Source organism: Floricoccus tropicus, from assembly GCF_001832905.1.
GTDB classification, from domain to species: Bacteria; Bacillota; Bacilli; order Lactobacillales; family Streptococcaceae; genus Floricoccus; species Floricoccus tropicus.
Genome location: NZ_MKIR01000024.1, coordinates 234,743 through 257,103, shown reverse-complemented (window position 1 = coordinate 257,103; position 22,361 = coordinate 234,743). Strand labels below are relative to the sequence as shown.

Annotated in this window: 19 protein-coding genes; 7 read left to right on the top strand and 12 right to left on the bottom strand. The window is 34.1% G+C overall.

Translation table 11 applies throughout. From position 1 onward, the window contains the following. Positions 1-17 precede the first annotated feature (17 nt). The 5 genes from dnaB to mnmA all read right to left on the bottom strand — a co-directional run bounded on the left by dnaB (position 18) and on the right by mnmA (position 7,186). The gene (dnaB, locus tag BG261_RS09225) at positions 18-1,376 is read right to left on the bottom strand and encodes a replicative DNA helicase (protein ID WP_070793032.1); all 1,359 of its coding nucleotides are present in this window, start codon (positions 1,374-1,376) and stop codon (positions 18-20) included. Next, positions 1,376-1,828 carry a 50S ribosomal protein L9 gene (gene rplI, locus BG261_RS09220; RefSeq protein WP_070793031.1) on the bottom strand — a complete coding sequence of 151 codons (453 nt, stop codon included), beginning with the start codon at positions 1,826-1,828 and terminating at the stop codon, positions 1,376-1,378. Before rplI ends, dnaB begins: the two co-directional genes overlap by 1 nt. A 103-nt stretch (positions 1,829-1,931) precedes the next feature. Continuing rightward, entirely contained in the window at positions 1,932-3,923 is a 1,992-nt protein-coding gene (locus tag BG261_RS09215; RefSeq protein ID WP_070793030.1) for a GGDEF domain-containing protein, read from the bottom strand. Between the two features lie 124 nt (positions 3,924-4,047). After that, on the bottom strand, positions 4,048-5,934 hold the full coding sequence (gene mnmG / locus BG261_RS09210) for a tRNA uridine-5-carboxymethylaminomethyl(34) synthesis enzyme MnmG (RefSeq protein ID WP_070793029.1): 1,887 nt from the start codon (positions 5,932-5,934) through the stop codon (positions 4,048-4,050). A gap of 133 nt (positions 5,935-6,067) precedes the next feature. Beyond that, positions 6,068-7,186, bottom strand: a complete 1,119-nt coding sequence (gene mnmA / locus BG261_RS09205; protein WP_070793028.1) for a tRNA 2-thiouridine(34) synthase MnmA — start codon at positions 7,184-7,186, stop codon at positions 6,068-6,070. A gap of 217 nt (positions 7,187-7,403) precedes the next feature. On the opposite strand from mnmA, the gene BG261_RS09200 reads away from it, so the two are divergent. The 4 genes from BG261_RS09200 to BG261_RS09185 are packed head-to-tail and all read left to right on the top strand — an operon-like array spanning position 7,404 to position 10,055. Further along, positions 7,404-8,027, top strand: a complete 624-nt coding sequence (locus tag BG261_RS09200) for an HAD hydrolase-like protein (protein WP_070793027.1) — start codon at positions 7,404-7,406, stop codon at positions 8,025-8,027. Between the two features lie 3 nt (positions 8,028-8,030). Further along, on the top strand, positions 8,031-8,702 hold the full coding sequence (gene sdaAB, locus BG261_RS09195) for an L-serine ammonia-lyase, iron-sulfur-dependent subunit beta (RefSeq protein ID WP_070793026.1): 672 nt from the start codon (positions 8,031-8,033) through the stop codon (positions 8,700-8,702). 8 nt (positions 8,703-8,710) lie between these two features. Next, entirely contained in the window at positions 8,711-9,589 is an 879-nt protein-coding gene (gene sdaAA / locus BG261_RS09190; RefSeq protein WP_070793025.1) for an L-serine ammonia-lyase, iron-sulfur-dependent, subunit alpha, read from the top strand. A gap of 55 nt (positions 9,590-9,644) precedes the next feature. Then, entirely contained in the window at positions 9,645-10,055 is a 411-nt protein-coding gene (locus tag BG261_RS09185) for an ASCH domain-containing protein (protein WP_070793024.1), read from the top strand. Position 10,056: 1 nt separating this feature from the next. Here BG261_RS09185 and BG261_RS09180 read toward each other — a convergent pair whose 3' ends face one another. The 4 genes from BG261_RS09180 to BG261_RS09165 are packed head-to-tail and all read right to left on the bottom strand — an operon-like array spanning position 10,057 to position 12,554. Next, positions 10,057-10,734, bottom strand: coding sequence for a DUF1129 family protein (locus BG261_RS09180; RefSeq protein WP_070793023.1), 678 nt, complete (start codon positions 10,732-10,734; stop codon positions 10,057-10,059). 2 nt (positions 10,735-10,736) lie between these two features. Beyond that, positions 10,737-11,375 carry a DUF1129 domain-containing protein gene (locus tag BG261_RS09175; RefSeq protein ID WP_070793022.1) on the bottom strand — a complete coding sequence of 213 codons (639 nt, stop codon included), beginning with the start codon at positions 11,373-11,375 and terminating at the stop codon, positions 10,737-10,739. 1 nt (position 11,376) lies between these two features. After that, positions 11,377-11,691, bottom strand: coding sequence for a PadR family transcriptional regulator (locus BG261_RS09170; RefSeq protein ID WP_070793021.1), 315 nt, complete (start codon positions 11,689-11,691; stop codon positions 11,377-11,379). A 17-nt stretch (positions 11,692-11,708) separates the two neighbouring features. Next, positions 11,709-12,554 (bottom strand): DUF1129 domain-containing protein, encoded by an 846-nt coding sequence (locus BG261_RS09165; RefSeq protein ID WP_070793020.1) that lies wholly within the window; start codon positions 12,552-12,554, stop codon positions 11,709-11,711. Positions 12,555-12,730: 176 nt separating this feature from the next. Between BG261_RS09165 and BG261_RS09160 the strand changes: the two genes are divergently transcribed. Further along, on the top strand, positions 12,731-15,430 hold the full coding sequence (locus tag BG261_RS09160; RefSeq protein ID WP_070793019.1) for a YfhO family protein: 2,700 nt from the start codon (positions 12,731-12,733) through the stop codon (positions 15,428-15,430). A 41-nt stretch (positions 15,431-15,471) separates the two neighbouring features. After that, entirely contained in the window at positions 15,472-17,310 is a 1,839-nt protein-coding gene (locus BG261_RS09155; protein WP_070793018.1) for a 6-pyruvoyl-tetrahydropterin synthase-related protein, read from the top strand. A gap of 36 nt (positions 17,311-17,346) precedes the next feature. Here the strand turns inward: BG261_RS09155 and BG261_RS09150 are convergent, their stop codons facing one another. After that, positions 17,347-17,748, bottom strand: a complete 402-nt coding sequence (locus tag BG261_RS09150; RefSeq protein WP_158006641.1) for a CopY/TcrY family copper transport repressor — start codon at positions 17,746-17,748, stop codon at positions 17,347-17,349. Positions 17,749-17,923: 175 nt separating this feature from the next. Between BG261_RS09150 and BG261_RS09145 the strand changes: the two genes are divergently transcribed. Next, on the top strand, positions 17,924-18,673 hold the full coding sequence (locus tag BG261_RS09145) for a glycerophosphodiester phosphodiesterase family protein (RefSeq protein ID WP_070793017.1): 750 nt from the start codon (positions 17,924-17,926) through the stop codon (positions 18,671-18,673). A 92-nt stretch (positions 18,674-18,765) separates the two neighbouring features. Here the strand turns inward: BG261_RS09145 and leuS are convergent, their stop codons facing one another. Next, positions 18,766-21,279: a leucine--tRNA ligase gene (leuS, locus tag BG261_RS09140; RefSeq protein ID WP_070793016.1), complete on the bottom strand. Its 2,514-nt coding sequence runs from the start codon at positions 21,277-21,279 to the stop codon at positions 18,766-18,768. A gap of 176 nt (positions 21,280-21,455) precedes the next feature. Then, positions 21,456-22,238: an acetoin reductase gene (locus BG261_RS09135; RefSeq protein WP_070793015.1), complete on the bottom strand. Its 783-nt coding sequence runs from the start codon at positions 22,236-22,238 to the stop codon at positions 21,456-21,458. Positions 22,239-22,361 lie beyond the last annotated feature (123 nt).

The window sequence follows — 22,361 nt, the reverse complement described above, 5'->3', positions numbered from 1 at the left end:
TATTCCTACTTTCTTGTCTATTGTTCTTCCATAAATGAAAGATTTACAAATTTATTAAATTCTTTAATAAAAGCTAGTTTAACTGTTCCACGCGCACCACTACGGTTTTTTTCAATGATAACTTCAACAGTATTATCTTCTTCAAGTTCTTCTCCATCTTCACCCTCACGTGCATAATAATCATCACGATATAGAAAAGCTACGATATCTGCATCCTGCTCAATTGATCCAGATTCACGGATATCTGAAAGCACAGGACGTTTATCTTGTCTTTGTTCAACTCCACGTGAAAGCTGACTAAGGGCAATAACTGGAACTTTTAACTCTTTTGCCAAAATCTTAAGCTGTCTTGAGATTTCAGAAACTTCTTGTTGTCTGTTTTCTCTTCCAGTACCTGAAATAAGTTGAAGGTAATCAATAAGGATTAAACCAAGATTTCCTGTTTCTTGCGCTAATTTTCTCGAACGAGCACGAATTTCAGTAATTTTTATACCCGGTGTATCATCGATATATATTCCAGCATTAGATAGAACTCCCACAGCCATTGTTAGACTGTCCCATTCTTCTTTGCTTAAATTACCTGTACGTAAATTATAGGATTCAATTCGTCCCTCAGCCGCAATCATACGGTTAACTAAACTTTCGGCACCCATTTCCAGTGAAAAAATAGCTACTGATTTATCCAATTTTGTACCAATATTTTGAGCAATATTTAGGGCAAAGGCTGTTTTACCAACCGCAGGTCTTGCTGCTAAAATTATTAACTCTTCTTCATGTAATCCTGTAGTTAAATCATCTAAGGCTGTATAACCCGTTGCAATACCAGTTATACGTTCACTTTGCTGACTTAATCTATCAATTTCTTCAAAGTTCGCATCCAAAACATCAGATATTTTTTTAAATCCTGAACGGTTTTTCTTTTCAGCTACATCTACTAGTCCTTTTTCAGCTTCACTTAAAATGTTATCAGCACTATCATCTTGAGCGTATGCTTTTTCAACACTTGCTGTTAAATTATTAATCAAATTTCGTAAAAGCGATTTTTCTCCTACGATTTTTGCATAGTAGGCCGCATTAGCACTAGTTGGAACAATACTTGCAAGCTCAGCGATGTAAGAAATTCCTCCGATGCTTTCAAGATCACCTTGACTTTCAAGAGCACTTCTGACAGTTAAAACATCAATTGGTTCTTTATCATCAGATAATTTAATCATTGTAGAGAAAATTATTCGATGGGCAGATTTATAGAAATCTGGGGTATCAATAAATTCCCTAACTTCTATCAGCCTATCGGCATCCAGAAAAATTGCCCCCAAGACGGCCTGTTCAGCCTCAATGTCTTGTGGTGGGGCTTTTATTACATCAATTTCAGCCATTAAGCTTCTCCGACATGTACTCTAACTACTGCAGTTACATCTCTATGTAATTTTACAGGTACTTTGGTTACACCTAATGATTTAATTGGACTATCAAGTTGAATTTTATGTTTATCTAATTTAACATCATACTGAGCATTCAATGCATCTGCGATTTTTTTAGAATTAATTGCTCCAAATAGGCGTCCATCTTGGCCAACTTTTTCTTTCAATTCAACTACTGTATCTTCTTTTTCAAGAACTTCTTTTAAAGATTTGGCCTCAGCAAGAACTTCTGCATCTAATTTAGCTTGGGCTTTCTTTTGCCCATTAAGTTCGCTAACTGCTGCATTAGTAGCTTCTTTAGCAAGATTCTTTTTGATCAGGAAGTTTTGTGCATAACCAGTTGGCACTTCTTTTACTTCACCTTTTTTTCCTTTACCTTTTACGTCTGTTAAAAATATTACTTTCATGTCTATCTCCTCTTTATAATTTAAAACTTATCACTAGAGTGATATATTTTCATCTGCTTAAGAACTATGGATATCATCACTTTTAAAGATACACTTTTAGGATCTATTCTACATTTTCCTGTGTTTCTTCTATGGGCTTTTCATCATTAAGCACAGCAATGAGTTCTTCCTTAACCTCTTCGATTGATTTTTCGTAAACTTGGGCTGCGGCATTGTTGAAATGACCTCCACCACCAAATGCTGTCATAACTTTTTGAACATTATTATCACCACGACTACGAGCTGAAATAGCTACGTAGCCATTTTTGTGATAGGCAATACCAAAAGCCATTTTTATGTTTGCCATATCAGCAAGAGTTTCAGCTGCGATAGCCGTTTTCACGCTATCATATTTTTTATCAGGATCACCACAAGCAATTACAACATTGTTTTCAATAAATTCTGCATTGAGAATAATTTCATTCACTGCCTTATAGTCATTGAAATCTGTAGCAAGCATATTTTTCACCAGATTACTGTCAGCACCTTGACCACGTAAGAAACTTGCAGCTTCAAATGTTCGACTAGTTGCTCCCTTACTAAAGCTCTTAGTATCAACAGAAATTCCTGCAAGGGTTACACTTGCTTCTACTGAGTTCATTTTCTTAGAGTTACTTGTTTGATATTGAAGAAGTTCAGTAGCAAGCTCACTTGCACTACTTGCCCCACTTTCAATATAACTCAGCATAGCATGATTTGGAAAATCCTCATCACGTCTATGATGGTCTATGACTACAACCTTATCAAAAGCCTTATAAAATTCTTCATTAAGAGTTATTTTAGTCTTTGAATGATCAACCATGATTAAAAGGGAATTGTCACGTCTTATTGCCTTAGCACGGTTAGTTGTAATTATATATTTTTTACCATCATCAGCTTCATCAAGTTTAGCAATTGCTCTTTGAACATCAGGTAAAAGCTGTTTTTTGTCATATACTACATATGCTTCTTTACCAGCTAAATTAGCAAAAAGTCTCATAGCAACACTTGCACCCAAGGCATCCATATCAGGAAATTTATGTCCTACTACGAAGACATTTTCGCTCTCTGAAATGATTGTATTAAGGGCAGTGGCAATAGCACGCGCTCTCGTTCTTGAACGTTGCGAACGGCTGGCAGAATTTCCACCAAAATAAAGAATCTGAGCTGAATCTATATTTTCTTTAACAACTACCTGGTCTCCACCACGAACTAGAGCTAACTCTAGATTATTAAGTGCTGTTTTACCAATTGATTGAAAATCATCAATTCCATACCCTACACCAATACTATAAGTCAAAGATACATTTCTTTCTTCAGCTTTTTTCTTAAATTCTTCTGTGAAAGAAAATTTATCTTGCATAAGCTTCTCAAGTGTCTGATAGTCAGTGAAAAAATAGTATCTATCACTTGAAACACGACGAGTAAAAACTTTGTACTTAGAAGAAAAACTATCAATAGAATTAGTTATTATACTATTAATTGCCGTACGTTCACTCTCAGATATCAAATCTGTTGCTTCATCATAATTATCAACTGATAGAGCACCAATAACTGCTCGACCATTTGCCATCAAATGTTTAGCATCAAATTCTCCACTAGCATCCAGAAGATAGAGAAGGTGTTTATCTTTATCTTGTCTAATTGTATATTGCTTGCTTTCTAAGGTAACGTATCTATTTGTACCACTTTCTACTTGTTCAACTATTTTTTTAACTTGATCACTAGTTATGTTTTTATCAGTTTCACCAAAAATCAAATCAACATATGGATTAAACCACTCAATTTCATATGTTTCTGGCTTATATCTGATAACTCCTATCGGCATTTTTTCCAAAGTTGAACTTAAGGAATTTTCTGCCTGCTCATTAGCATTTCTAATGAAATCAACTGTATGGTCTTCATAGCTTTTCTTTTGATAAAGAATAATAAATAAAACTGCTAGATTCAAAAAGAAAAGAATTATCATCGAATTTATACGAGATTCTGATTCACGAACCACTATACACTCAATGAGAAAGAGAATACCCATAAGTATAGAAATCGTCATTGACGATAGTCTGTAAAAACGTTTCATATTTACACTCCTGTCCGTGCTATTTTACCATATTTTCCTTATAAAATAAAGTCGGTTAAAGCTTTGATAAGGATATGACTTGCAGACAAAAAGAAGAAACCGAAGTCTCTTCTAAACGTAACTATTATCTTCTATTTCTTCCTTCAAGATATACCATAAGAATACTAATATCAGCTGGATTTACACCACTGATACGGCTAGCTTGACCAATAGTTTCTGGATTAATTTTCTTGAATTTCTGACGTGCTTCTGTAGCTATTGAATCAATTGCATCCCAATCAATGTTAGCAGGAATTTTTTTAGCCTCTAGACGATGCATCTTTTCAACTTGATCCATAGCCTTCTTGATATAACCTTCATATTTGATTTCAATTTCTAATTGCTCAATTATCTTATCGTCAAGTTCTTCTGGTGCTTCTTCAATAAAATTAAGTAGATCATTGTACTTAATTTCAGGTCTTCTTAAAAATTCAGCAACAGTCATGGCATCCTTAAGTGGTTTATAACCATATTCCTGAATCTTAGCATTTGTTTCAGCCACAGGTTTTAGCTTAAGTGTTTCAAGACGCTTCATTTCATTTTGGAACTTATACTGTTTAATTTCATAAGTATCCCATCTTTCATCATCAACAAGCCCAATTTCACGACCGATTGGAGTTAATCTTACGTCAGCATTATCATGACGAAGGATTAAGCGATATTCAGCACGACTAGTTAACAAACGATAGGGTTCCAAAGTCCCTTTTGTTACCAAGTCATCAATCATAACACCAATATAGGCATCACTACGTTTCAGAATCAGTTCTGGCTTATCTTGTACTTTAAGAGCTGCATTGATACCTGCAACAATTCCTTGTCCCCCTGCTTCTTCATAGCCCGAAGTGCCATTAGTTTGTCCAGCAGTAAAGAGTCCTGACACAAGCTTAGTTTCAAGGGTTGGACGAAGTTGATGAGGTAAGACAACATCATACTCAATCGCATAACCTGAACGCATCATCTCCACATTTTCAAGCCCAGGGATTGAGCGAAGTAGATCAAACTGAACATCCTCAGGTAGACTTGTTGACAGACCTTGTACATATACTTCTTCTGTATTACGCCCTTCTGGTTCCAAGAATAGTTGGTGGCGTGGCTTGTCAGAAAAACGCACAATTTTGTCCTCAATTGAAGGACAATAACGTGGGCCTACACCCTTTACAATACCTGAAAACATTGGTGCGCGATAAAGATTATCTTGAATAATTTTATGACTATTTTCACTTGTATAAGTCAACCAACATGGGATTTGATCCTTAAGATAGTCCGCATCTTTAGATAAGTAGCTGAAGTGGTTAGGAGTTTCATCACCCGGTTGAATCTCAGTCTTATCATAGTCAATTGACGAAGCCTTAACACGTGGTGGTGTACCTGTCTTAAAACGTCCAATTTCAAAACCTAAATCACGCAAATTATCTGCTAAAGTCACCGAGGCAAGAGAATTATTCGGACCAGAAGAGTATTTTAGCTCTCCGATTATGATTTCTCCACGCAGAGCAGTACCTGTCGTGATGACAACTGCCTTGGCAGAATAATATGTGCCTGTTGCAGTCTTAACTCCAATAACCTTATCATCCTCCACTAAAATTTCATCAACCATGGCTTGGCGAAGGGTAAGATTATCTTGTTTTTCTATTGTATGTTTCATTTCTTCAGAATAAAGATCTTTATCTGCTTGGGCACGAAGAGCACGAACAGCTGGACCTTTACCGGTATTGAGCATCTTCATTTGGATGTAAGTCTTGTCAATATTTCGACCCATTTCCCCACCAAGTGCATCAATTTCACGAACTACCACACCTTTTGCTGATCCACCAATTGACGGATTACAAGGCATGAAAGCTAGCATATTTAAATTTATTGTTAGTAAAAGAGTTTTTGAACCCATTCTAGCGGAAGCTAAAGCTGCCTCACAGCCAGCATGACCTGCCCCAACTACAATTACATCAAATTCTTCTTGAAATTTATAAGTCATTTCATCTCCATTTTTACAATTTAAAAGCCAAAGCAAGGGACCACGTACGCACCAAAAAAGCATACATAATCCAGTACTTTGACTACTGTTTTATTTATAGATATTTTATATCAAATTTAATAACTGGTCAAGTTTATTGATACTGCATAACTTTACCATCTTTATAAGCATGGTCAATCAAACCACCCCCAAGGCATTCTTCCCCATCATAGAAAACAACTGCTTGACCTGGAGTAATTGCACGTACCGGTTCATCAAATTCAACAACTGCCTTATCTCCATCAACTTTAACCTTAATCTTTGTATCAGGTTGACGGTAGCGGAACTTAGCAGTACATTCAAGTTCAAACTTCTCAGGCATTTCTTTTGTAAAGCTTAGTTGACTAGCATCTAAACTTGTTGAGTAAAGATGTTCATTGTGGAATCCTTGACCTACATATAATGTATTTGTTGCTAAATCTTTACCAACTACAAACCAAGGTTCATTATCTCCACCATGTTGTCCACCAATACCAAGACCGCCACGTTGACCAATTGTATAGTACATAAGGCCTGTATGTTCACCCATATCGCGTCCATCAAGAGTTACCATTCTACCCTTTTGTGCCGGTAGATAATTACCCAAGAATTCTTTAAAATTCTTTTCACCGATAAAACAGATACCTGTAGAGTCTTTTTTCTTAGCAGTCGCAAGTCCCGCTTCTTCAGCAATTCTTCTTACTTCAGGTTTTTCCAAGTGACCTAAAGGGAACATTGTCTTTGCAAGTTGTTCTTGTGACAGTTGGCTTAGAAAGTATGTTTGGTCCTTATTGTTATCAGCACCACGCAACATACGTACAGTTCCATCTTCATCACGACTTACTTGGGCATAGTGACCTGTTGCCACATAATCTGCTCCAAGTTCCATTGCATAATCAAGGAAGGCTTTGAACTTAATTTCCTTATTACACATAACATCTGGATTTGGTGTTCTACCAGCTCTGTACTCTGCTAAGAAATATTCAAAGACACGGTCCCAATATTCTTTTTCAAAGTTTACAGTATAGTAGGGAATACCGATTTGGTCAGCCACTGCTGCCACATCCTTATAGTCTTCCGTTGCTGTACATACACCAAATTCATCCGTATCATCCCAGTTTTTCATGAAGATTCCGATTACGTCATAGCCTTGTTCCTTAAGCATCAAAGCTGTAACAGACGAATCAACTCCTCCACTCATACCGACAACAACACGAGTTTTTGAATTGTCCATTTTACACCATCTTTCTCGTAAGTGAGATTAAAGGTCCCCTTACCATTAATATATTCGCTTTGCATTTGAAGGTGCAAGCTTACATATTATAACAAAAAAGCGAATTTAGTAAAATAAGATAGTTTACAAAAGTAGAGCATACGCCTTCCAATACGTTTACAATTAAGTTAAAAGAATGTAAACTAACTCTATAGTTAATTAAAGGAGATATACTCACATGAAAAACTATTTTTTTGATTTAGATGGAACAATTATAAACAGTGAACCTGGAATAAAAAATGCCTTTAGATATACATTTGATAAGTTAGGAATGGAAACACCTGATGATGCTACCTTGACCTCTTTCATCGGTCCAAGCTTAGAAGCAACTTTTAGTAAACTAGGAGATTCTGAATTTGCAGAACTTGCTATCAAAACATACCGTGAATACTATGGTAAGCAAGGGATGTTCGAAGCAGAGATTTATCCTCAAATCTTGGAAACAATGAAAATGCTTCGCCAAGCTGGGAAAAAAGTTTATGTTGCAACCAGTAAAAATGAACCTGTAGCCATTAAGACATTCGAGGCTTTTAAAATGAATGACTTCGTGGATGGAATCACTGGAAGTGGTAAGGGTAAATTTACTAAAACCTTAGTTCTTGCTGAGGCTATGGATAAATCTGGTGCAAGTAAAGAAGACAGTGTCATGATTGGCGATAGAAATTATGATATCGTGGGTGGTCAAGAAAATGATGTCAAAACTGTCGGTGTGCTTTATGGTTTTGGTGACTATGAGGAGCTTAAGACTGCCGGTGCGGACTTTATCATTGAAAATCCGAAAGAATTATTGGAGTTATTTTAAGTAATGAAAAACGTAAAATTTAAAAGTGTATTTGATATCATTGGCCCCGTCATGGTTGGACCGAGCTCTTCTCATACCGCTGGTGCTGTAAGAATCGGCCGAATCGTAAGATCAATCATTGGAACTACTCCAAAAGAGGTTGAAATTCATCTTTACCAAAGTTTTGCCAAGACCTACAAAGGGCACGGTACTGATATTGCACTTGTGGCTGGTCTTTTGGGAATGGATACCGATGACAAACGCATTCCCGAATCTTTAAAAATTGCTCACGAGCAAGGTATGGAAGTCTCTTGGGTAATCGACCGCGAAGGTAAAACAAGTCATCCTAATACTGCGAAAATTGTAATTCATAATGATAATTCAACTACGTCAATTACTGGAATTTCTATTGGTGGGGGAAACATCCAAGTTACAGAGCTAAATGGATTTGACATTGCCCTAAGCATGAATACTCCTACACTAATCATTGTAAATGAAGATGTCCCAGGAGTTGTAGCAAATATCACTGATCTTCTTTCGAAAAAGAAAATTAATATTGCACAGATGAACCTAACTCGTGAGAGCGCAGGAGAAAAGGCAATCGTAATTATTGAACTTGATTCACAGGATATTGGAGATGTTGTGGAAGCCATTAGAAACCTACCACATATACTAAATGTCAACTTTTTCAACTAGGAGAGATAATGTTTTATTCAATAAAAGAGCTTGTTGACCAAGCTAATACAAATCACAATGGCAATATTTCTGAGCTAATGATTGCCACTGAGATAGAGGTAACTGGTCGAACAAGAGAAGAAATAATATCAATGATGCAATATAACCTTGAGGTTATGATGAATTCTGTCGTTGACGGATTAACTGCTACAAAATCAGCCACTGGACTTACTGGTGGAGATGCCCTAAAAATGGACGACTATATAAAATCAGGTAAGGGATTATCAGATTCTACTATTTTAAGTGCAGTCAGAAACGCTATGGCTGTTAATGAACTTAATGCTAAGATGGGGCTTGTTTGTGCAACTCCTACCGCCGGTTCTGCTGGTTGTGTTCCTGCTGTCCTTGAATCTGCTAGTAATAAACTTGATTTAAGTCATGAGCAACAAATAGATTTTCTTTTTACCGCAGGAGCCTTTGGTCTTGTAATTGCCAATAATGCATCAATTAGTGGTGCAGAAGGTGGTTGTCAGGCTGAAGTTGGTTCAGCAAGCGCAATGGCTGCTGCTGCTCTTGTTCAAGCTGCAGGTGGAACTGCCTTTCAAGCTTCCCAAGCAGTTGCTTTTGTCATTAAAAATTTACTGGGATTAATTTGTGACCCAGTTGCTGGGCTTGTCGAAGTTCCATGTGTTAAAAGAAACGCTATGGGTGCAAGTTTTGCTTTTGTCGCAGCCGATATGGCACTAGCTGGAATTGAGTCTAAAATTCCGACAGATGAAGTTATCCAAGCAATGTACCAAGTTGGGACTGCTATGCCTTCAGCCTTTCGTGAAACCGCAGAAGGTGGACTTGCTAAGACTCCTACTGGTGAACGTTTGATGGAAGAGATTTTCGGCTCTGATAAGTAGGAGATATAAACTATCATGGAAAATAATATGGAAAAGTTAATTAAAGATATTTGGGATGACTTTGATACTCTTTATCCTGAATATAAGGAATATCCACGCTCTGTATGGACTACCTGATGAGCTCGTAAAACTTGTTGTCGAAGGTAAAAAATGGGCAACTTCTAGCTACCATCCAGCTTACCTATATGAAAATGAAGAACTTCCAACTAATAAAGATGTTAACTTGATTACTGATGGTGCTGGAAATCCTATTGTTATAGCTATAAATACTTATGTAATTATTCAGCCATACAAGGAAGTAGATGAAAAAATCGCCCAAGCTGAAGGCGAAGGTGATTTATCTTTAGGTTATTGGCGTTCAGTTCACCAAGCATTTTTTGAAAATATAGCGCGTGAGATGGGGACCAAGTTCTCAGAAGATGATTTAGTTGTAACTGAATATTTTAAAGTTTTAAAAGTCTTGTAAATCAAGGCTTTTCTTTTTTTCCATTATCAAGAAGCGGTCTACCTTTCTCCCTTCTTTCTTTATTATCGAAGTAATTTAAAGCTTTAAAAATCAAAATTAACATTACAATACAACCTAAAATAAGACCAAGTTTTCCGTAAATAGTTAAATTAATGACATATCCTTTTGGAAGATAGTTACCAAAAAACATAGGGATAATCAAAATAGCTTCAGATACTTTCTCGGCAATATTTTTTGCCCTTTTTGATTTAAAAGTTGTTGTTCTTGTAAGTTTTCTATCACAGAACCACCATATATAAAGTAAAATTATCAACAATGCAATTTGGAGTAGACCAACATTATTTTCACCAATTATAAATAAATGTAAAAATAGGTATAAAACTAAGAAAAACAAACATACTCCTAATGAAATTAAAATATTGTTTATTTTTTCGCTCTTACTTGATTTTGGTAATGTTGATTCAATATCCTTTACATAAGTTAAAGCATCTGCTCCAAAGAATTCTTTAGCAGATTTCCCATTTTGTTGTGCATCGAGTATATCCATTTGTAAGCTTGATAAAAAATCATTGATTGCAAATCTATCAAGACCGTCATTAGACATCAAATATTCTTCAATCTCATTGAAAAATTTCTTATTATTCCCAGTTAACTTTTCTTTAAATTCTTCTCTATCCACGGTCATTTCCTCTTTCTTTTATTATCTTTGAACCATCCCCAAACTAGATAAACAATGAATATTGTGATTATTAGATAGATTGAAATACTCTTTGGATTCTTTATTACCCAAATATCTGGTGTTAGTTTTGTAAACCATATATAGATAAAAAGCAATACTAATGATAATACTATCCATAAAATAATAGCTAAAAATATTAGTTTCCCTTTCTTCAGAAATATTGCTTTTTTAAAAATAAACTTATATAGCAGAAAAATACAGAGCAGTAACAAGGCGAATCCAAAGAAATCCAATAGATTAATTTCTTTTGAGGTTAGTAAAACACCAATAAGATAGGCAAAAATCGGAGCAAATCCAAGTATCATATTAAATCTTTTTTTATTGGGTAGTTCCCTTGCAATTTCTTTAGCATATTCTTCTGGTTGACTACCAAAATACTCTTCAGCCGTTTGACCGTTATTTTGAGCTTCTTTAATATCACTTCCTATGCTATATAAAATCTCAGCAGTTGATAATTCATCCTTTGTTGATAGTAGTTGAAGATAGCCTTTTATCGCATTAAAATATAATAAATTTTCATAGCTTAATCCCATTTCTAACTCTTCAATTTTTCTTTTTAGGTCTTGTAAATTCTTATCCATATCATTCTCCTAACATCCTATCCATAATTTCTTGAATGTTTGCCCATTCTCTTGAAAAGTCTTCTAGATAATCTAGCCCAATATCGGTAATAGAGAAGTACTTTCTATCTGGTCCATCAGGGCTTGATACCATTTCACCAACTATCATTCCTTGATTTTCAAGTCTTTGAAGTAAAGGATATACTGTCCCCCCAACAACTTCCAGACCTTCTTCTTGTAAACTCGTTACTAGTTCATAGCCATAAACTTTTTTCTTTTTGATGACCGAAAGAACTGCTGCCTGAAGAACTCCTTTTAAAATTTGTGTTTGTTTGATGACTGTCCAGCCCCCTTCTAATGTAGTTTATTATTTATCATTTTTTCTTCTTTTTTTACAAAAAGTAAATTTAAAATTATTTGTACAACCCATAAGATTCCTACTACAACACCAACAGTTACTATTCCTGTTTTTGTATTGAAAAAATTAGAGAAAATTGGTAGTCTCATCGCTACTCCTAAAATTGCTACTCCAGTTATCATAGGAACAAACGGTTTCCACACCTCTTTGTTACTTGCTTTAATATAAAAGTAGATAGACATTCCATACATAATAATTATCAAAACAATTCCTAACATTCCACCTGTTGAAACCACGAAAGGAGTTTTTATAAAAGCTGTCAATAGTATGAATGAAGTAAAAATTAATGTAGCAATTAACCAAACAATAATATCTGCAAATTTTGATTTGTAATAATAAACGCTCTTACCAAATACATAAAAACCAACATAAATTAGCAATATACTTGCTACACCAGAAATTATAATATTACCTAGGTCAATTTTTCCATCCACTGATACTAGACTCATAAATAGCCCTACAAATACATACACTCCAAATGCAAATACCCAAAATTTCAACCAGGCTAATCCTGCATTAGGTACATTCTCGAGAATTTCATCCGCAATTTCCTTGGGATTTTTACCAAAGAAGGCCTCTGCATCTATTCCGTCATTTTGAGCTTCCAGAATATCTTGTAAAATTCCCAATAATATTTCTTCTATCTTTTCTTCATTTTTTGTCAAACTTGTCAATCTTACATAAAGCAACAGCTTATCATAATACTTTGAATTATCTTTGTTAAGTTTCTTTTGAAGGTCTGCATTCTCAGCAATAACCTTATCTACATATTTTCTTTCCATTAGATTTTCTCCCTAAGCATTTTTAATTACAAATTTTTCATCCACTACTTTGTATTACCAACTAGTTGCTAACTAGATAATACCACACTAGTTTGTATTGTCAACTAGTTATATTTTTTTATTTATTCTATCAATAATTTTGAGTATTGATTAACAAATTCTGCTATAATAAAGTCATGAAAAAAGTTAAAAATTTTATTAAAGAAAACAAGTATTCATTGCCTGCTAGTTTCTTCATTCCAGCGATTATTATGATCATAATATATGCTATCTTTGGAGTATCTTGGGGCGGTGAAAAAACGACACTTGCTAGTGATGCTTATCACCAGTACGTCAACGCACATGTCCTATACAGAAATTTAATGCATAACGGAAAGGGTTTTTTATACACATTTACAAGTGGATTAGGACTAAATATTAAAGCGTTTGCCTCGTACTATATGGGGTCATTCTTCATGCCTTTAACCTACTTCTTTAGTGTTAAAAATATGCCTGATGCAATGTATCTCTTTACTATATTAAAATTTGGTTGTATGGGACTTACAGGCTTTATAAGTTTCAAAAATATGTACAAATCCCTATCTCAGTGGGTTATTCTCGCAATGTCAACATCATATGCTTTGATGAGTTTCCAAACTGCACAGAGTGAACTTATCACATGGCTTGATGCATTCATTCTATTTCCATTAATTCTCTGGGGCTTGCATACCCTTATGGATAACGGCAAAAAAACTTTATATTTTATCACTCTTTCCATCTTATTCATACAAAATTATTATTTTGGTTATATGATGGCAATTTTCTTACTTCTTTATTTTATAGCTCGAATAACTTTCGATACGGATAAAAATAAAATATTAAGAAATACACGTGACTTTATTGTTACCTCAGCACTCGCTGGTCTAACTTCTATGTTCACAATAATTCCCGCTTATCTTGATCTAAAAACAAATGGTGAGGAACTTACGAAAGTTTCAAAATTATTTACCGAAAAAAGTTGGTTTTTTGATTTATTCTCGAAAAACTTTGTAGGTTCTTTTGATACTACAAAATATGGATCAGTTCCAATTATATATGTTGGTATCTTTCCACTAACTCTTGCAATTTTATTCTTCTTTACTAAATCAGTAAGGTTACGGACTAAAATTTCTTATGGTGCTGTTGGAATATTTATAATAGCAAGTTTCTATTTCCAAAAACTTGATTTGTTTTGGCAAGGAATGCACGCTCCTAATATGTTTCTCCATCGCTATAGTTTTGTTTTCTCATTGTTAATCATTATCTTAGCTTTAGAAACTTTAAAGCGAATTAAAGAAATAGATATTCGTTGGATAATTGATTCAGGTATAATTGTTTTCCTAGGATATATGTTTGTAATTTCCAGCGGTCGATATCCATATGTCAAAACAATCAACGTATTATTAAGTATCTTCTTCCTACTTGCTTATGTACTTTTATTAGTTGCGCGTAAAAAGAAACTAGTACCTAATAGTTATCTTCTTTTAGTAGCATCACTTTTTGTAGTTGCTGAAATAGGTATTAACACTTATTATCAAATACACGGACTAAAAAATGAATGGGTCTATGCATCACGTGAAAACTATGATAACGCTACTAAGAAATTACTTCCAATTGCTGACAAAGTACGTTCTGATGATTTTTATCGTATGGATAACTTAGAACCTGACACAGCTAATGATGGTATGAAATTTGATTTCAACTCACTTGCTCAATTTTCAAGTGTTAGAAATCGTAAATCAAGTAGTACCTTAAGCAAACTAGGTTTTCGTTCTGACGGTACAAATTTAAATTTACGATATCCAAATAATACTTTAATCGGTGATGGTTTATTTGCTATCAAATACAATATTACTAATAATGCTCAGCCAGCTAAATATGGGTTTAAAAATACAGATCTTGAAAATCTAAAAGAAAACACTATTGTAACAAATCCAGCTATTATTGTTAAAAAGGGATATGAAGATATTAACTTTGATGATAAGAATCTAACTGAAAATCAAACAAACTTTTTGAATAGACTATCAGGCGAAGAACTTGAGTATTTCAATCAAATTTATAAAAACAATGAAACTATTAGCGGAAATGTGTCATCTAACGATAATCGTGTAACATTACGCAAGCAAGAAGGTAAAGAAGAATTATCATTTACTTACGGAATCAGTGCTCCAGCAAAATCTCAGCTCTATATTCGTGTTCCAAATATTTCAATTGATGGGGATATGTCAAAAGATATTACCATATCTTGCAACAATAAAAGCTATACATTCAATGCAAATGATACTGGAAGCTATTTCAATTTAGGCTACTATGAAGTTCCGACAGATGTTGAATTTAAACTAAAAGTTGTAAATAATGACAACATTAGCTTCGATAAAACTCAACTTTTAGCTCTAAATGTTGAAAATTATAAAAAAGCAATTGATAAAATAAACGAAAATCCTACTCAAGTGAAGTCTGAAAAAAACGGTGCTACAATTACGTATGATAGTAAAGTAGCTGGTGATGTATTTATTACCATTCCTTATGACAAAGGTTGGTCAGCCAAACTTGACGGCAAAAAAGTAGATATTAAACAAGCACAAACAGGATTTATGAAAATTAAGACAGAAGAAGGAAAACATACTATAAATATGAAATTTGCTCCTCGAGGATACAAGCTTGGATGGTTTTGCTTAATTTCAGGAATCGCATTATTTACAGTATATAATGGCCATACATTTTTAGTAAAAAAAGATGAAAAGAATTTACAAAAAAAATCTACAACTATATCAAAAAGAAAAAATCTCATTAAAAATGAATACAATCCAGACTCTATAACCGAAAAAGATAATAAAAAAGGAAGTTGGTTTATTTAACCACTTTCTTTTTAACAATTTGTAATCAACAAGGAGCTTTTATGAATACTACTTTACAATTTAAAACTAGAAGAAAAAATAAAAAAAGCACCCCAATTATTTATGATAATTTTTGGATTAGAAATGGAATTTTCCTCTTTTTATCAATCTTATTTATTCTTCCACTCTTATTAACTAATTCTTATTTTCCACAATCTGATGATGGGGCTCATATTCCAAGAATGTATGAGATTGCCCAAGGCATGAAGGTTGGCCATTTTTTCCCAGATGTCTCAGCATATACTTTTAGACAGAATGGAAATGGAATTCATTTTTTTTATCCGAATTCTTTCTCCTTTATTTATGCATTGTTTATTAATCTAACAGGAAAAATTGTAACTGGTCTATATTTTGGACATATTATTTTATTATTCGTGACACAAATAATCGCCTATTACTCTGCAAAGATCTTTACCAAAAACACCTTAAAGTCTTTTGTGTTTGCAATACTTTGGGCATTCTCGCTTTATAACTTTGGTAATTTTTTAAATCGTGGCGCCTCCCCTTCCTCATTTGCCTATGCTTTCTTCCCACTAGCATTACTAGGTATATACGAACTACTTTTAGGGGATAATAAGAAATGGTGGCTTGCTAGTATTGGTCTTAGTTTAGTTCTACTTAATCATCTTGTTACTTCATTTACACTTGTTATTTTCGGAATTGTTCTTTTTGCATTAAGTATTTACTGGAAAAAATTTACAAAAGAACGTTTAATTTCAAGTGTTCTTTTTGCAATTTCTACATTTCTATTGACTTGTAGCTTCCTAATTCCATTTGCAATTCAAATGACTAATGTAGATATTTTAGGTGCAGATAAAAGAAATATGCAGTCTTTAGCTGCTTCAATTTATAGAATACTTAACATTAGTCTCGACAATGAACTTTCTAACCCAAGCTTTGGATTTAATTTCGGTATTGTATTGTGCATAGCATATATTATATTTGGAATATTACTATTCACCAGTGAACAAGTAAAATCAAATACTAAACTAAAAAAATACTTCTTCCTATCATTAGGATTTATTATCTTAGTAAGTAATTTATTCCCTTGGATTTGGTTTCAAAATACCCCTCTATCAGTAATTCAATTTCCAGATAGGTTTATGCTATTTACAGAGATTTTTATACTAATTTTTGTAATTGAATTTCTATTCCAATTTGAATTTCGAAATATTCCTCAATTTAGGACACTATTCTTATTACTTTTTACTATAGGTAGTTTTCTGACTGTATTAAATTATAAAGCAGACAATCTAACTATAGTTGAAGGAACAAAGGAGTTCAGAAAAGTTCGAAGTCAATTACCCAATGAATTTTCTGACAAAAATATAAAAGAAATGGCCAAAAGGTCAAACTTTGGTGGAAATGATTATATTTCTGAGAAACAGATGACGTATACTGTTAATGATACGAAAAACGTTAGACCAAGTACCAATGTTTTTGAACAAGGAATCATATCTGCAAGTACAAGTGGTTTAGATGAAAAAGTCACATATATTGATGGTGAGAAATCACAAATCATGTTATATAATCAAGATTATACTTTCATGGTAAATAATTTACCAAATGGAGATCATACAGTAAGATTACCTATGACTTGGTACAAAGGCTTTGAGGCAACTGACAATAATGGGACTAAACTGGTGTTACAAAAAGATGATGATGGATATGTCGTAGTTAACACAAAAGGGCAACCACAAATCAAGGTTCAATATATTAAGTCTGCAGCCGAAAAAATGGGAATTTGTATCTCAATTTTATCATGGATAATCACTATTGCTACAGTAGGATTCATGTATTTCAGGAACAAGACCGAACTCGTAAAAGATGATGCAATTTAACAAAAAAACAATTGGTAGATTTTACCAATTGTTTTTTTAGTCATGAACACAGTTACATTCAACTTTTGTTTCAACCGTCTTGTGGTCTAAAACATCTTTAAGCATTTGAATATCTTCTTGCGTAAAGTCGCTTCTCCTAATAAGTTCCGCAATAGCAGACGCTCTTTGTTTTGTACAAATTTTGTCAGCAAACTCATCCGCCATTTCACGCGCTGCTTCACATTCAGACATTTTAGCTGAATAAACGTATTTTCTACCATCACGTTCTGTACTCAACATATCTTTCTTTACAAGTCTACCAAGCAAGGTCTTTATTGTTGCTAGTTGCCAACCATGCTTAGGATCAATTTTATTTGCAATGTCATCGACCGTTACATTTCCATCAGTCCAAACAATTCGCATAACATCCCATTCTGCATCACTAATTGCCTTAATCATGAAAACCTCCTCATATGTTATTATATTCATAGTTTACATTTGTAAATATTCTTTGTCAAGTTTTCAGTCCCCACTTCCTTGTAAAAAATATTTATAGATTTATCCTTATTTACTTTTATTTCCACCTTTGAAAGTTTATAATATACATTAAATAAATCAAAAAATCGAGGTATGTATGCGCGCCAATAAAACTATTTTTGCCCACCGTGGCTTACCACTTTTAGCTCCTGAAAATACACTTGCCGGCTTTAATTTAATGCAAGACTATAATATTGAATGGTTTGAAACTGACGTTACTTCAACAAGAGATGGAAAACTAGTTATTATCCATGATGATTTCTTGGAAAGAACTACAAGTTCAGCGGGTGAAGTTTCCCGAACTGACTACGATCTTATGAAGGACACTGATACTGGTAGTTGGTTTTCTCCTGAGTTTGAAGGTCAAAAACTTCCTACAATTGACGATTTGGTTGAGTTTGTTAATAAGACTAAATTGAATTTAAATTTAGAGTTAAAAGGAATCACTGGCCCTCATGGAAATGACCTTGCAAATGATCTTGTCATACAATTAAAAGAAAAACTTTCCCAAATCGACCCGAGTGTTAAGATTTTAATTTCAAGTTTTAATTCAATTCTTTTAGCTAAAATGCATAATATAGCTCCGGAATATGAGTATGCAATTCTCTTTGAACAACATACCTTATATCCAGATTGGCAATTAATTGCTGATGCATGTGGTGCAACAACTGTCCATCTCGAAAATGATCGACTAACTCGTGAAATGATTGATGAGATACAAAAACGAGGCTACAAGATTAATGTTTGGACTGTTAATGAAGCTGATCGTGCTAATGAACTCTTTAATTGGGGTGTCGATGGAATTTTCACAGACCGTGCAGACTACTTTACTGGAAAAAGAAAATAATTTTCAAAAACCTGATAAATATTTATTAGGTTTTTCTTATGTCTAATTTTTTTCATAATAAAAGACCATGAAAATTCATGATCTCTTTATCATTAATTAGCTACTACATTTACAAGTTTACCAGGTACTGCAATAACTTTTCTTACTGTTTTTCCTTCAATATTTCCTTTGATTTCATCATTTGAAAGAGCAAATTCTTCCAGTTGTTCACGAGTCATATCCTTAGGTACAACAGCTTTTGCTTTCACTTTACCGTTAACTTGAAGAACAATTTCAACTTCATTTTCAATTATCTTACTTTCATCATATGTAGGCCATATAACATACGAAATTCCATCCTCTTCACCAAGCTTTTGCCAAAGTTCTTCAGATAGATGTGGCGCAATTGGCGCAAGTAGTTGAACAAACCCTTTGGCATATTCAATATAAAAATTATCTGCTTTATTTGCCGCATTAACGAAGATCATCAGTTGACTAATAGCAGTATTAAACTTCATTGATTGAAGATGGTCTGTCACTAATTTAACAGTTTCATTATAAACTTTATCAAGTTTACCATCATTTGTACTCACAATTTTATCACTTAGGGTACCATCTTCATTTGTATAAAGACGCCATACACGATCTAAGAATTTACGTGCTCCATCAAGTCCATCCTCTGACCAAGCAATACTTGCATCAAGAGGACCCATAAACATTTCATAAAGCCTTAGTGTATCTGCACCATATTCATTAACTACATCATCAGGATTTATTACATTTTTTAGTGATTTAGACATCTTGGCAGGGCCTTGTTCAAGTTCTTCACCTGTTTCAATATTGAAAAACTTATCATCACGTTTCTCAACCTTGTCAGTTGCCACAAGTGCACCACGTGAATCACGATAACTTGTCCCAAGAATCATTCCTTGATTATAAAGTTTTTGGAACGGTTCTTTTGTTGGCACAACACCAATATCATAAAGGAATTTATGCCAGAAACGTGCATAAAGGAGATGAAGAACAGCATGCTCTGCTCCACCCACATAGATATCTACTGGAAGCCACGTTTTTAGCTTATCCAAATCAGCAAGTGCTTTATCATTATGTGGATCAATATAACGTAGATAGTACCAACTTGATCCTGCCCACTGTGGCATTGTGTTAGTTTCACGACGTCCTTTGCGTCCATTTTCGTCAACTACATTAACCCATTCTGTAATGTTAGCAAGTGGACTTTCTCCTGTACCAGAAGGTTTTATGTCATCAGTTTTTGGTAAAACAAGTGGGAGTTGATCTACTGGAATAGCAGTTGTTTCTCCATCTTCCCAATGAATGATTGGAATTGGTTCACCCCAATAACGTTGACGACTGAATAGCCAGTCGCGAAGGCGATAAGTAACTTTTTTACTACCTACACCATTTTCTTCCAACCAACTATTAACTTTTTCTATGGCATCAGATTTATCTAAACCATTAAGAAATTCAGAGTTGATGTGTGCTCCATCTTCAGTGTAGGCTTCTTCTTCAACATTCCCACCTTCAAGTACTGGAATAATTTCAAGGTCAAATTGTTTTGCAAATTCCCAGTCACGAGTATCATGAGCAGGAACAGCCATAATAGCACCAGTTCCATAGCTTGCAAGAACATAGTCAGCTACCCAAATTGGAATTTCCTTACCATTTATTGGATTGATAGCATAAGCACCTGTAAAGACTCCTGTCTTTTCTTTAGCAAGGTCAGTACGGGCTAAATCTGATTTAAGTGAAGCTTGACGCTTATATTCTGCAACTGCATCGGCTTGATCAGGAGTTACAATTTTATCAACTAGTGGATGCTCTGGAGCAAGAACAGTATAAGTTGCTCCAAATAGAGTATCCGGACGTGTTGTAAAGACTGTGAATTCTTCATCACTATCTGCCACTTTAAAGTTCACATCTGCACCAATGGATTTTCCAATCCAATTTCGTTGCATTTCTTTAATTGATTCTGGCCAATCAAGTTCATCTAAATCATCAAGTAGACGTTCAGCATAAGCTGTAATCTTAAGCATCCATTGGCGCATTGGTTTACGAACTACTGGATAACCGCCACGCTCACTTGTACCATCAGGGAGTACTTCTTCATTAGCAATTGCAGTTCCAAGTTCTTCAACCCAGTTTACTGGTACTTCTGCTTCATAAGCTAGACCATGTTCATAGAGCTTAGTAAAAATCCATTGAGTCCATTTATAATAGTTTGGATCCGTTGTATTAACTTCACGATCCCAGTCATACGAAAATCCAAGAGAGTTAATTTGATCTTTAAAAGTATTGATGTTTTCTTGTGTAAAGATTGCTGGATCATTACCAGTATCAATAGCATATTGCTCAGCTGGTAAACCAAACGCATCCCATCCCATAGGGTGAAGCACATTATAACCTTGGGCACGTTTAAAGCGACTTAAAATATCTGTAGCTGTATATCCTTCTGGATGACCTACGTGAAGTCCTGCACCTGAAGGATAAGGAAACATATCTAAAGCATAGAATTTAGGTTTAGAAGGATCTTCTCCTGTCTTAAATGTATCATTTTCTGCCCAATATTTTTGCCATTTTTTTTCTATTTCTTGATGGTTGTAATTCATATCCAATCCTCTCAAATAAGTTTAGTATTCTAATTTTAGCACAATTGAAAATATTTTTCAGTATTTCTAAAGTATTATGTAATATTTAGTGCTTTTTATTTTCAAATAAATAAAAAGCAACATGAGATATCATATCATGCTACTTATCTTTCATTTTTTAGATCTATTTACTTAAATTAAATAAATTGAATACCACCATCAATTTGTACTGATTGACCTGTCATATAGTCTGATTTATCTGATGCAAGGTATGAAACGAAGTTCGCCACATCTTGAGGTGTTTCGCCTCGACCAAGAGAAATAGACTCAGAATATTTTTTCAAATATGAACCAATTTCGCCACCATTTAATTTGACCATTTCAGCGTCAATTAAATCCCACATTGGAGTCAACACAATACCTGGGCAATATGAATTTACTGTAATATGTTCCTTTGCAAATTCTTTTGCTGAAGCTTGAGTAAGAGCACGAACCGCAAATTTAGTAGATGAATAAGCACCTAAAATATCAAAGGCTTGGTGACCGGCAATAGATGAGGCATTAATAATTTTACGGATCTTGTCACCATCATCTTGTTTTAAAAATTGTTCGTGAGCAGCTTGGATACCAAACAAAGTACCATAGACATTGATCCCAAAAATTTTATCAAGATCTTCTTTAGTGATTTCTGCAATTGGTTGAACTTGACAGATACCCGCATTATTAACATATGTATCAAGTCGTCCAAAATTATCAACTGCTGCTTTTACAAAATCTTTATGTGCTTGAACATTAGATACATCACCTTGAACTGCTACAGCCTTGTAACCTTTTGATTTTAACTCTTCAGCTGTTTCTTGAGCAGTTTTTAAATCATAGTCAGCAATTACAATATCATACCCATCTGATGCAAGTTGTTCTGCAATTCCTTTTCCGATTCCACGCCCTGAACCTGTTATTACTGCAACTCTATTAGACATAATTTTCTCCTTTTTTGTCTTGTTATTTACAAGTTCATTCTACTCCTTATTACAAAAAAAGACAAAAGAAAAAATGATTTTCAAACCTATATCTTGAAAATAGAATATTTTTATAGAACCAAC